Origin of the sequence: Paenibacillus sp. AR247 (assembly GCF_002968895.1) — a bacterium.
Classification (GTDB): domain Bacteria; phylum Bacillota; class Bacilli; order Paenibacillales; family Paenibacillaceae; genus Paenibacillus_AQ; species Paenibacillus_AQ favisporus.
The window spans coordinates 207,783-220,421 of record NZ_PCZT01000018.1 but is presented as its reverse complement, the minus strand read 5'-3'; the positions used below and the strand labels follow the sequence as shown (position 1 = coordinate 220,421).

General features: G+C 55.5%; 9 protein-coding genes and 3 pseudogenes. 5 read left to right on the top strand and 7 right to left on the bottom strand.

Features of this window, described 5'->3' with window-relative positions:
* Positions 1-42: 42 nt before the first annotated feature.
* Positions 43-498, bottom strand: a complete 456-nt coding sequence (locus CPT76_RS26785; protein WP_105445065.1) for an Lrp/AsnC family transcriptional regulator — start codon at positions 496-498, stop codon at positions 43-45.
* Between the two features lie 229 nt (positions 499-727).
* On the opposite strand from CPT76_RS26785, the gene CPT76_RS26780 reads away from it, so the two are divergent.
* Positions 728-1,567: a sulfite exporter TauE/SafE family protein gene (locus CPT76_RS26780; protein ID WP_105445064.1), complete on the top strand. Its 840-nt coding sequence runs from the start codon at positions 728-730 to the stop codon at positions 1,565-1,567.
* Positions 1,564-1,950 (top strand): DUF1634 domain-containing protein, encoded by a 387-nt coding sequence (locus CPT76_RS26775; protein ID WP_105445063.1) that lies wholly within the window; start codon positions 1,564-1,566, stop codon positions 1,948-1,950. The genes CPT76_RS26780 and CPT76_RS26775 overlap by 4 nt, the downstream gene beginning before the upstream one ends.
* Positions 1,951-2,005: 55 nt before the next feature.
* On the opposite strand, the gene CPT76_RS26770 is transcribed toward CPT76_RS26775, so the two are convergent.
* The 3 genes from CPT76_RS26770 to CPT76_RS26760 all read right to left on the bottom strand — a co-directional run bounded on the left by CPT76_RS26770 (position 2,006) and on the right by CPT76_RS26760 (position 5,976).
* Entirely contained in the window at positions 2,006-3,556 is a 1,551-nt protein-coding gene (locus tag CPT76_RS26770; RefSeq protein ID WP_105445062.1) for a potassium/proton antiporter, read from the bottom strand.
* 291 nt (positions 3,557-3,847) lie between these two features.
* Positions 3,848-5,545 (bottom strand): dihydroxy-acid dehydratase, encoded by a 1,698-nt coding sequence (gene ilvD, locus CPT76_RS26765; RefSeq protein ID WP_105445061.1) that lies wholly within the window; start codon positions 5,543-5,545, stop codon positions 3,848-3,850.
* Complete coding sequence (locus CPT76_RS26760) at positions 5,542-5,976, bottom strand: GntR family transcriptional regulator (RefSeq protein WP_105445060.1); 435 nt, start codon at positions 5,974-5,976, stop codon at positions 5,542-5,544. The genes ilvD and CPT76_RS26760 overlap by 4 nt, the downstream gene beginning before the upstream one ends.
* A gap of 41 nt (positions 5,977-6,017) precedes the next feature.
* Between CPT76_RS26760 and CPT76_RS26755 the strand changes: the two are divergent.
* A pseudogene (locus CPT76_RS26755) lies at positions 6,018-6,308 on the top strand (winged helix-turn-helix transcriptional regulator); the annotation flags it as partial.
* A 209-nt stretch (positions 6,309-6,517) separates the two neighbouring features.
* Here CPT76_RS26755 and CPT76_RS26750 read toward each other — a convergent pair.
* A pseudogene (locus CPT76_RS26750) lies at positions 6,518-7,595 on the bottom strand (SDR family oxidoreductase).
* A 252-nt stretch (positions 7,596-7,847) separates the two neighbouring features.
* Here CPT76_RS26750 and CPT76_RS26745 point away from each other — a divergent pair.
* Positions 7,848-8,441 (top strand): GNAT family N-acetyltransferase, encoded by a 594-nt coding sequence (locus tag CPT76_RS26745; RefSeq protein WP_181153062.1) that lies wholly within the window; start codon positions 7,848-7,850, stop codon positions 8,439-8,441.
* Positions 8,442-8,597: 156 nt separating this feature from the next.
* Complete coding sequence (locus CPT76_RS26740; protein WP_105445057.1) at positions 8,598-8,933, top strand: hypothetical protein; 336 nt, start codon at positions 8,598-8,600, stop codon at positions 8,931-8,933.
* Positions 8,934-9,024: 91 nt separating this feature from the next.
* Here CPT76_RS26740 and CPT76_RS26735 read toward each other — a convergent pair.
* Positions 9,025-11,600: pseudogene (locus CPT76_RS26735) on the bottom strand (beta-mannosidase).
* A gap of 729 nt (positions 11,601-12,329) precedes the next feature.
* On the bottom strand, positions 12,330-12,639 hold a 310-nt coding region (locus CPT76_RS26730; RefSeq protein WP_146116438.1), incomplete at its 5' end, for an ATP-binding protein.

Genomic DNA, 12,639 nt, shown 5'->3' with positions numbered 1-12,639 from the left:
AAACGAGAAAGAGCGCATGGATGCAGCTGCATGAAGGACATCTTAAATCTGTATGCCTTCCCGCTCTTTGAACCGGCGGATCAGAAACTCGCTGTGCACGTTCGTGATGCCTTCCACCGTCTGGAGCTTCCGCAAATATTTTTCCACATGCTCTTGGTCATCCATCAGCGCATGGACATGCAGGTGCGGGCCGCCGCTCATCTGGTAGACGCTCGTGATCTCATCATCCGCAAGCAGCATTTCGGCAACGGTCTCAAGCAGGTTCCACTCCACTTCGATCAAGAAGTACACCGACATGCTTTTTCCGGCCTTCAGCGGGTTGACAATCACCGTAAATTTATCGATGATTCCCTGCTCCATGAGGCCATTGACCCGTTCCCGCACGGCAGCCCGCGTCAGGTTCACAAAACGGCCGAGCTCGGCATGGCTGAGCCTGCCGTTATCTAGCAGATGATCCAGAATCATATTGTCTTTTTCGTCCAAGTGTTTGAATTTCATGGCTTTCTTCCTCTCCCGGCATAAGCTTCATTGCTTCGTTGTATTTTACATTGTAAAAATATAATGCATTAATATCGTCCGTTTGTATGGTTAATATTATACAAACGGTGTATAATGAATCCGTTCCACGGCATCCGGATGCGATAAGCCCCGTGTTTTTAGTGTACAGGGACACGGCGGAAGAGCGCAATCCGGACTCTTATTTTCTGACACAGGCAGGTGTACTCATGTGATTACGTTATCTTTGGAAATTCTGCTCATCTCCGTTCTGGCAGGCATCGTCGGATCGGTGCTGGGGCTCGGAGGCGGCATTATCGTCACGCCGGCGCTGACGCTTCTATTCGGGGTCAGCATCGAGCATGCCATTGGCGCCAGCATCATATCCGTCATCGCCACTTCAAGCGGCTCCGCCATCGCATACATCCGCGACCGGATCACCAATATGAGGGTCGGGATGTTTCTGGAAATCGCCACGACCATCGGGGCGATCACCGGAGCGTTTATCGGCGGCATCATCGCCCCTAATCTGCTCTATATCATCTTCGGGCTGCTGCTCATCTACTCCGCGTTTAATATGATCAAGAAGAAGAGCGAAGGTGCCGCCGGTGAGGTCAGCATGAGCCCGGCTGCCAAGAAGCTCCGGCTTGAAGGAAGCTATTATGATAAAGCCATCAAGCAGGACGTCCCTTACCATGCCGGAAACGTCTACGGAGGCTTCTCCGTCATGTACGGCGCGGGAATCGTATCCGGCCTGCTCGGCATCGGCAGCGGCAGCTTCAAAGTGCTGGCCATGGACGTGTTCATGAAACTTCCTTTGAAGGTCTCGACCGCTACCAGCAACTTCATGATGGGCGTGACCGGGGCGGCCAGCGCGGGAGTCTACCTGCTGCGCGGGGATATCGACCCGCATATCGCCGGACCGGTGGCTCTCGGCGTTCTGGCCGGAGCGACCGTCGGTGCGCAAATTATGCAGCGCCTCAAGAGCAAGACGATCCGCCTGCTGTTCATTCCGGTGCTGGCGTACGTGGCCTTGCAGATGATTTGGGAAGGAGTGGGACTGACGAAATGAGCGAACCGAACGAGCAACGTCAAGAGCGGCAACAGAAAGATATTTTGGAGGTGGAGCTGGCCGTCAGCCGCTGGCTCCGGGTCGGCGTCGTGCTGAGCGCAGCCGTCATCATCGCGGGATTGGTGCTCTTTTTTATGGAGGGAAGCAGCGGATACCCCGGCAGCTCTTACCCGCACAGCCTCCCCGATGTTGTGAGCGGAATCGCGTCATTCAAGCCTTACGCCGTCATCACTGCCGGATTGATCCTGCTCATTCTGACCCCTGTACTGCGCGTCGCCATCTCCATCTGGGTATTTGTGCGCGAAGGCGACAAGCTGTATACGGGGATTACCACCCTGGTCCTCCTGATTCTGATCATCAGCTTTATCCTGGGAAAAGCCTGAACCTCCGGCATTCCAAAAAGCCCTGCTTCTTTGCAAAGAAGGCAGGGCTTTTGTGTTAAGTTTCCTGTTCCGGAGGGTCGTCCGGGTCTTTAGGCGGTATGATGTTGGTGGCTTCTTCCGGCTTCTGCTTCACCTCGTTGAGATGAACCACCGGAAGTGCCGGGGAAGTCAGAATCGCCTTCACCTGCTTCCGCTTCGCCTTCGGGCTCAGCACATACACCGTATCTCCGGACTCGATCCTCGTGTTTCCGCGCGGAGCGATGATCTGTTCGTGGCGGATGATCGCCGTAAACAAAATGTCCTCCGGCAGGTCGAGCTCGGAAATTTCCTTGCCGGCGATCGCCATCGTCTCGTTGACGTCCACATGGTTGATTTCCGATTTGGCTTTGCCTAAGGCCGTCAGCTCCAGGAGCGAAGGGTTGGACGGTTTGATTTCTCCCGCCAGCCCCAGCTTCCCGGCAAACGGGGAAATCGTCGCCCCTTGGATAATGGCCGAGGTTAGTACGACGAAAAACACCACGTTAAAAAATAGCCGCCCGTGCTCCATTTCCGCCAGCATCGGATAAGTCGCCAGCACGATCGGTACGGCTCCGCGCAGGCCGGCCCAGGAAATGAGCAGCTTTTCCCGGAAAGAATACTTCATCCCGAGCGTGCTGAGGAAGACGCCCACCGGTCTTGCAATCAGCATCAGGATCAGAGAAAGCAGCAGACCTTCCCCGACGATGCCCGGCAGCTCGGTTGGAAAGACAAGCAGGCCGAGCAGCACGAACATGACGATCTGCATCATCCAGCCGAATCCCTGGTTAAAATGCATGATCGAACGCCCATAGGCCAAATCGGAATTGCCCATGACGATGGCCGTCACGTAGACGGCGAGGAGCCCGCTGCCATGGATCACCGAAGTAGCGCTGTACGCAAGAATGGCGAATCCGAGCGCCATCACGGGATACAGTCCGGACGAATCGAAATTGATCTTGTTGATGACGTAAACCGCCAGCCTGCCGATGAGCAGCCCCATGACCAGGCCGATGCCCATTTCCCAGAAAAACGACAGGATCATTTGGAAGATTTCCGCCTCGGGATGCTGATAATATTCGATCAGGGAGACGGTAAGAAAGACGGCCATCGGGTCATTGCTGCCGGACTCGGCTTCCAAGGTGGAGGTCAGACGCTTTTTGATATTTTTCCCTCCAAGCACCGAGAACACCGCGGCCGCATCCGTCGATCCGACGATGGCACCGAAGAGAAAGCCTTCCACCCAGGACACGCCCAAAATATACTTGGCGCAGACGCCGACGATAAAGGTCGTCAGCAGCACCCCCACCGTCGCCAGCGACAGAGCAGGCTTGATGACCGGCTTGATATCGTCAAACTTCGTCTGCATGCCCCCTTCGAACAAAATGACAATTAAGGCCAAAATCCCGACGATCTGGGTGATGAGGACGTTATCGAAATACACGAACCGCGTAATCAGCATGCCGACGATGATAAACAGCACAAGGGCCGGCATGCCGAATCTCGAGGAAAATTTGGTGGTCAGTACGCCGACGAGCAGCAGGCCGGCCATTAATAGAACAAGTGAATTAACCAGTGTTGTGGAATCCAAACAGCCTCGCCTCTTTAAAATGGAATGTAAACACGCCTTGATTTCGGTTGCGAACAAGAAAATTGCCCTAGTTATATATAAACCAAGCAACTAACGTTACAAACAAAAGCGGTATGTCCCCTCCCCCTTTAGGGCCGTCAATTGGCGGTGAGAACAGCCCTCTGAAAAGGGGAATCATGGGTCTACATTTTCCAAATAAAGGCGCGATTATGCGGGGTTATTGGACATGAGCAGGTCATGGTAAATAAAAAAGGGAGCACCGCTTTTATCGCGGTGCCCCCTCCTTACAATTTAAACGTCCTCATCCGTGACGGCTCCCTTGGATGCCGAGGATACGAGCCGCGCATACTTCCGCAGCACGGCGGCGGAATGCTTCAGCTGCGGCGGGAACCACTGCTTTGCTCTCTCCTCCAGCTCCTCGGAGCTGACCTGCATATTGATTTCCTGGGTTTCGCTGTCGATGGTAATGATATCTCCTTCCCGAAGGAGGGCAATCGGACCGCCGACCTGAGCTTCCGGAGCCACGTGTCCCACCACAAAACCGTGCGAGCCGCCGGAGAACCGGCCGTCGGTCAGAAGCGCCACGTCACCGCCCAGTCCTTTGCCCACAATCATGGCGGTGACGGACAGCATTTCCGGCATGCCGGGACCGCCTTTCGGTCCGCAGTAGCGGATGACAACGACATCTCCCTTCCGGATCCGGTCGCCCACGATCGCTTCCGTGGCTTCTTCTTCACTGTCAAATACGCGGGCAGGCCCGGTAAAGGACAGCCTGCTCAGGCCGGACATTTTGGCCACGGCCCCTTCTGGGGCCAAATTACCTTTTAACAGAACAAGCGGCCCTGTAGGCTTCAGCGGCTGATCCAGCGGTCTGACGACATTCTGGCCGCTCCGCAGCGGGGGCACCGCTGCCAAATTTTCCGCGATCGTATGCCCGGTTACGGTGATGCAATCGCCGTGAAGCAGGCCCGCTTCAAGCAGCAGCTTCATGACCGCAGGGACACCCCCGGCATCGCTCAGATCCTGCATCATATACCGGCCGCTCGGCTTCAGATCGGCAAGATGCGGCACCTTCTTGCGAATCCGCTCGAAGTCGTCGATGGTCAGATCGACCTGAACGGAATGGGCGATGGCCAGCAGATGCAGAAAGGCGTTGGTCGATCCCCCCAGCGCCATGACGACGGTAATGGCGTTCTCGAATGCCTTTTTCGTCATAATGTCTCTTGGATAAATCCCTTTTTCGAGAAGCTGAATCACCGTTTCTCCCGCCCTCGCACATTCATCGGCTTTTCCGCTTGCGATGGCCGCCGTCGATGAGGAACCAGGCAGGCTCATGCCCATCGCTTCCGCGGCCGCAGCCATGGTGTTGGCGGTGTACATCCCCCCGCAGGCTCCGGCACCCGGACAAACGTGACATTCGATTTGATGGAGCTCCTCGGGAGTCATTTTGCCGTCATGATACTGCCCGACGGCTTCGAAGGCCGTCACGATATTTACGTCCCGGCCGTTCAGCGATCCAGGCTGAATCGTGCCTCCGTAAACGTATACAGCCGGAAGATTCATGCGTCCGATGGCCATCAGGCAGGCCGGCGTATTCTTGTCGCACCCGCCGATCGCTACCAGGCCGTCAAAACGCTCGGCGTTCACGACGGTTTCGATCGAATCGGCAATAATTTCCCGGCTGGGCAGCGAAAATAGCATGCCTTCATGCCCCATCGATATCCCGTCGGAAACGGTGATCGTATTGAATATGAGCGGAGCCCCGCCGCCGGCCTGAGCGCCTTTCTTGGCTTCCCTGGCCAATTCATCGATATGCATATTGCAAGGTGTCACTTCGCTCCAGGTGCTGGCCACGCCGATCATCGGCTTCTTGAAATCCTCATCTTTAAACCCGACCGCACGGAGCATGGCCCGGTTCGGGACCCGGTTTACGCCCTCACTGATGACTTTGCTGCGAATCCGCAGATCAGGTCGATCTTGACTCGTCATTTCGAATCGTCTCCTTCCGAGTGGTTTTGAATGAATGCATAAAGCTCCTTCATCGGTCTCAGCAAATTCTGCTTCATCACCGAGGCGGCCAGCGCCGCATCCTTCTTCTCGAACGCCTCAATGATGCGGGCATGCTCTTCTACCGAGGCAGCGGTTGCCGCCACCGGCTGAGCCAGAAAAACATACTTGAACCTCCGAATATGGATTTGCAGCGATGCGCTGAAGGATGCAGCGTAGGCATTATCAGAGGCGTCCACGATCAGATTATGAAACTGCTCGTCAAGCTCCATCGCCTGGTACGGCTGTCCCTGCTTGATCGCGGTGGCGAAATCGGCGTTAAGCCCCTTCAGCTGTTCGATCTGCTCCGCCGAAATATGAGTCGCAGCCGTTTCAGCAGCCAGGGAATGCAAAGCAGCCAGGGTAGCGTACATTTTCAGAATGTCATCCTTCTCGACCGTCTGAACGCGCGTAGTTTCATCTGACCTTCGGCAAAAAGCGGAACAACGAGCTCCTTCATCTCATTCCTTCCATCACCCAGAAAATGCTGACCCAGCACTTGCGCGAACTGGAAGACGAGGGCATCATTCAGCGCATCATCTACAATGAGGTTCCTCCCAAGGTCGAGTATGAACTGACCGAATACGGCTGGAGCATGAAGGAGCTGCTGCACATGATGTGCCGATGGGGAGAAATGCATGTCGATAAAAAGTACCAGGGAACGGCGGCCATCAGAGAAAACTCCCGCTTGAAGTCTGCGCCGTAAACAAGCAGGTTGACCGGCTGCAAGGGCAGGCGGCCATCGGCAGATCAGTCGTTTGAAAGGCACCGGCGGCGCCAAGAGATATCCTGCGGCATAACTCGGAAGGATCAGAAGCATATATAAGCAAAGAGGCTGCATCCCTGCAAGATCAGGGGCAGCCTCTCTTTTTTATACGTTGAGGATATCATAGACATAACGGCCAAACCTACACGTTACGGAATGACCTTACGCCGGCGTAAATCATCGAAAATGCTCATGAACATCTCTTCTGTATCCACGTACTCATGGAAGCCAAAGCGGCGGGCTTTGGTCCCGTCGGCGAAGAAATCGTAATCCCAGGAGAAGACGAAATCGCCGAAGCTCCAGGAAGAAACCTCTTGATAAGAATGCGGGGCAAGCCCGTGCTTCTGGACCATGTCATTCCACAACGGCTCCTTGTCGGCCATAACGACGTCCAGGGACATCTGAAGGGGCGGCGCCGTCTCCATTCCGAAGTAAGCGGCGATCTTCGGCCACATCTCGTTCCAGCGGAACAGATCCCCGTTGTTGATATTGAACGCCTGATTCGCGCACCGCGGATCGGTTGCGGTCCACACGGTGGCTTTGGCAAGAAGCCCGGCATCAGTAACCTCCATCAGCGTATGATAGGCCCCCGGTTTCCCCGGAAAACGGAGCGGAATGCCCAGTTCCCTTGGAGATGGACGCGTATACGGCGATAACCATGGCCAGATTCATCGGATTGCCCAATGCAAAACCCGCTACTACCGAAGGACGAATGGCCGACCACGTCCAAGCCTTTCCCTGCTGCCGTTTCTCCAAAAACTGCTGCTGATCCACATTAAACTCGGGCGGCATATGACCGGCATCCGATTCCTTGGCCGGGGTTTTGAACGGGCCGAGATGCGCACCGTACACTTTGTACCCCTGCATCAGGCTGACATGCCGCAGCCCCGGCGATCCCGCTTCGACCGCCTCGACGCTGTTGACCAGCATGGCCAGGTTCGGCGCCACCAGCTCGGCCCAGGTCGGGCGGTCCTGATAAGCGGCGTAGAAAAGATGCGTCACCTCGGGAAGCGCACCCAGACGGCGCCGGGCATCTTCCGGGTCCAGCAGATCCGCCGCGATATAGCGGACCCGCTCCCTGTCCTCCCCTCCCCTCCGGGATACCCCGATCACTTCCCACTCCGGCAGCGTCAGCAAATAGTCGATGAGATTGCGTCCAATCACCCCATTGGCCCCGACGACCAATGCTACTTTCCGTTCTTCCTTAACCGATTTATGATCATTCATGGAATGTCAGCTCCTTTATATATTGTGCTTGGTGATGGCTCTATTGTGCACCCGGATGGCTCCGTCGGGAAGTACGCACTTCAAAGTCATTTAAGCACTTTTTTGTAACGTTGGAGCAGACAACGGCTTTCCGGGCATTTGTTTTTTTTCAATAAAGGAAATGGTTCGCCCGTCTTCACTTTATCCCGTTAGAGGACTATACTTATTCTCGACCTAGACAACAAGCATGACGGATGAGGAGGTATGTATAACTTGAAGATTCGGCTGCTTTATTCAAATGAATTACAACAGGCCGCAGACCTGTCAGACCTTGTATTTGGCAAGCCCGGCCAGCCCTCTATGGGCAAATCGTTTCCGGCCCTGTTTCATCCGGGCGTCAGCCATTCATATGGCGCGTTCACCGATGAGGGCGAGCTGGTGGCGTTCATGGGACTGGCGCCGGACGTGATGCGGATCGGGGAAGCCAGGCTGAACGTGTTCAGCATCGGTTCGGTATGCACACACCCCGACTTCCGCGGGCAAAATCTGGCCAGCACGCTTCTGGCGGAATGCATGGATCATGCACGCCGCTCCGGGGCATCCCTCGTATTCGTATCCGGCGGCCGTTCCCTGTACCGCCGGGCAGGCTGCTACGATTTTGGCAGAGTTCATTATGCCATGCTGGATAGCGGCAGCGCGGCAGCCCTTTTGCAACCGGATACAGAAGAATGGAGCATCAGCCCTATGCGGCCGGAGGATACCTTTGGCATCTCCGCGATCCTCTCCGGCGCATCCCCGGCCTATGAGCAGGGCCCCGGACAGCTGCTTACGCTGCTGGGCAGCAGCGCCATCGCGACGGCGCGATAGCAGCCTTTCTGGCCGCTGCCGTGCCAACGTCTCCTGAATCCTCAACGTCCGGCGAACCGGCCAAGGCCGTCGAGTGGGGAGGGCCATCCGCATGCCGTTGCCCGGCTGCTGGCCGAAATGCTCCAGCGCCACCAGATTCAGCGCTTGGAGGTTCCGGTGCCTTGGCAGGAGCAAGCCCTGCTGAAACTGCTGCAGCAGGCCGGCGCCGCGGTCCAATCCGGCCCGAACAGCGGCACCGTATGGATCGCGGACGCCCACAGCCTGCTCACGCAGTGTTCCCCGCTGCTCAAGGTGGACTGGAAATCCTTTATCCGCATCGATGAAGCCGGCGGCAGATCATATACGGTCACAAACAAGGGACAGGAACTCGTGCTGGATGACAGCAGTTTGCTGTCGCTGCTGTTTGATCCCGAGTCTCCCCACCTGGCGGGGGCTCCGAAGGATTTCTGCACGATACCTCTGCCTTATTTATCCGGACTGCATTATATTTAACAGCAGCGACTACAGCGCTGGTGCATACGCGTCCACCCCAAATAAAAGGAGCCGTCCCGGTACCCGGACGGCTCCTTTGTATGCAAATATCCTACTTTACGATAAAGTCCGCCATCGATTTCACTTCGATCCGGCCCGGTCTGGCCGGGATGAACGGCTCTTCCCCTTCCGAACGGGCGTAAAACTGTACGCGCTGCTCCCTGCCCGGGATCAAATCGAAGAAATTGTCGCTGAAGCTGCCCTCCGCCTCGCTGGAAAGTCGCTGAAGCTGCCCTCCGCCTCGCTGGAAATCCATACTTGTTTGGCCAGCGTATCCGTTGTAAGAATCAGCGTATGACCCTGGCTGCCTTCTTCTTCCCGTACCGTGATATTCGCTTTGGCAAACGCAAACTCCTTAGCCGGCACAAAATAATGCTCCTTGCTGTCCACCACCTGTCCGGACACCTCAAGCTGGACGAGCAGAAACGTTTCCTGACGGCGGCTTCCGCCCAGCAGCTGCTCCACGGAGCAGGTATGCACCTTTTCCGATGTGTTGGCGCTTATGCTGAAGCTCTCCGCCGTTTCCTGCAGGACGTTCCCTTTCAGGTCCATGACCTGCAGGCGAAGATTTCCGGACAGCGGCTGAAGCACATCGGAAAGGACGTAAATGTCCAATTCGTCGCCGCGCGTACCGTCGATGGAAACGGCGATGTCGCGGAAGCTTCGTTTGGCGTAATACTGGAGCGCCTTCCAGCGGCCGAAATAATCCATTCCCGCCCAGGAAGCCACCGGCCAGCAATCGTTCATCTGCCAATACAGCGTCCCCATGCAGTAAGGCTTCTTGCGGCGATGCGCCTCAATCGCCATCTTCATGGCCTCCGCCTGCAGCACCTGGCTCATATACAGGAAGGACGGAAAATCCTTCGGCTCGTTCATGTACATATCCATATACTGCTTGATCAGACGGTTGCCCTGCCCGTTCTTCTGGTGGGCCAGCATCACTTCCGATTCCAAGGCCAAATCATGCTCTTCGGCATAACGGCGAACCGATTTGTATTCTGGAAACGACTGAAAACCGTATTCGCTCATGAAACGCCCGATGTACAAGTTATAATTTTCAAACGGCTCCACATTGTGCCATACGCCCCAGTAATGGATATCCCCGCCGGTGGAGCTGTTCGTCGCATGCTGACGAATGTCCCCGGTCAGCTCGATCATCGGCGAAGACGGCCAGTAATCGGCCTGCGGCGCATACCGGGAAATCGCTTCCGGCAAAATCCGGTGGAAGATCGCCTCGTAATCCTGCCACAGGCGCTCGCGGAGCTCCGGAGTATACTGCTGCTTCCAGCCCCAGCCGGTATTTTCGGAATAGTGGGACCAGGCGGTATCAATTTCGTTATTTCCGCACCATAAAACAATCGAAGGATGATTTCTCAGACGTCTGACGTTTTCCTCCGCTTCCAGCCGCACATTTTCCAAAAATGCTTCGTCGCCGGGGTACATACTGCAGGCAAACATGAAATCCTGCCATACCATCAGGCCGTATTCGTCACACAGCTCGTAGAAAGCGTCCTGCTCGTAAATCCCCCCGCCCCAGACGCGAAGCATATTCATGTTGGAGGCTGCTGCGCTGGCAATCTCATGACGGTAGCGTTCGTAGGTTACTTCGGTAATAAAGCTGTCGTTCGGAATATGGTTGGCACCCTTGGCGAACACCGGTACTCCGTTCAGCTCGATATAAAAGGTGGAGCCGGCCTCGTCTTTATCGCGGACCAGCCTGACCGAGCGCAGGCCCGTTTTAATGGTTTTCTCGGCTGTCACGCCGCCGTCAACGATCAGCTCCGCACGGAACTCATACAAATTCGCCTCACCGAGTCCACGGCACCACCACAGCTTCGGATTGTCGATCACCAGCGGGAGTTCCACCGTCTGGGTGCCTTGTGACAGCTGGACCTTCTGGTCCCAGGTCTGACCGTCCGCGCTCAGGCGAACCAGCGCTTCCCCTTCCAGGTCTGACTCCAGCTCGATCACGGCCGTTAACTTGGCGGACGCTGCCGTAACCTCCGTCTGATCGATGTATACATCCTGAATCCGGCTGTGATCCCATCCTTCAATATAGACATCCCGCCAAATACCGCTGGTCACGAATCGAGGACCCCAGTCCCATCCGTAATGATACGGCGCCTTGCGGGCGAATACGCTGATTTTCCGGTCTCCAAGTCCTCCGACATCCGACTGGTCATTCGTTGCCGGCAAATCGTAGCCGAGGCGCTCCAGCTTGGGAAGATCCTCCTGGACCGGCGAGCGGAAACGCACATGGACCGTATTGTCCTTCGGCTTCAGCACATCCTTGACATCGGCCTTCCATGTGCGGAACATATTATCTGCCTGAAGAACAGGCTTGCCGTTCACGGCGACGTCCGCATAGGTGTCAAGCCCTTTAAATACGAGCTCCAGATGCGGAAGGGACAGCAGCTCTTCCGGCAAATCGAACCGGCTTTCGTATTCCCAATCCTGCTTGTCGATCCACTGCACTTCCTTCTCATTCGTTCCGTAGAACGGATCCGGAATTTTGCCGTTGGCCAGCAGATCCGTATGCACACAGCCCGGTACCTTCGCCTCCATCCATTCCTGGTCCTTGCAAGCCTTAAAGCTCCAGCTGCTGATGCTCCATTGCGTTTTGTCCATGATATCCTCCTGCCATTGCTCGTATTGTCCAAAGAAAGTTAGCATAATTTATTATAACAAAACTAACAATCTAGTAAATGCTCATTTTCTCACCAGCCGGATGTTTTCGACATATTCGGATCACCCGGGAAGGGACGGCACGAGGTCAAGCCGGGACCCTATTTTTTTGCTCCTGCGATAACATCTCTGCCGCCCCATCATACACTGCAATAAGACCTCTGGCTTCAGCTGCGGCTACGAGCTGTATAAACCTATTTCTGATGATCAAACATACATCGGTTTCTTTCCTCAGTTTATTTTCTCTTGGCCTCGGAACGACCCGAACTCCAGTAACATAACTTACTGTGAGTTCGTTAAAGTACCCCTGCCATCGTTCTTGATGAAGGATTCTCACGCAAAGGAGTGTCTACCGTGAAACCAGTGAAATCGGCAAAGCCCGGGAAACGGGTTAAGTCAAGATCAAAACCGGCGAAGCCCGTTCGAATCAGCGGAGTGGTCCCCTCCGCAACCCCGGGAATGGGAGCAGGCGGGAATATGGGTGCGCTAAGCACCGGAAAGCAGCTTGCTTTTATTTCCGCTTTCCTGTTCCTTATTGCCGCAGCGATCAGCTTATATCTGGCCTGGAGGGACATTCAAGGAGGAAACGCCCCTGAAATGCTCTTTTAAACGCAAAAAAATGACGCCGATGCAGGCGCCATTTTTTTGTTCCAGTGTATGCGGATCACGGGATCATTCCGTTCCCTGTTCGCCGGATGCGGCAGCCGGGAAACGGACGGTCATCACCGTACCGGCGCCTTTCTTGCTCTCAATCTCGATCTTTCCATGCATCACCTCAATGATGCGGAACGTGACCATCAGCCCGAGCCCGGTTCCTTTCGATTTGTTGGAGTAATATGGCTCGCCGAGCCTCGCCACCTCTGACGGCTCCATCCCCTCTCCATTGTCGGCGACGCGAATGACAACCTGGCCGTTGTCCCGGTAAGCCCGGATTTGAATGTGGCCTTCCTCCCGCAGCGCTTCAATGCTGTTCTTGATCATA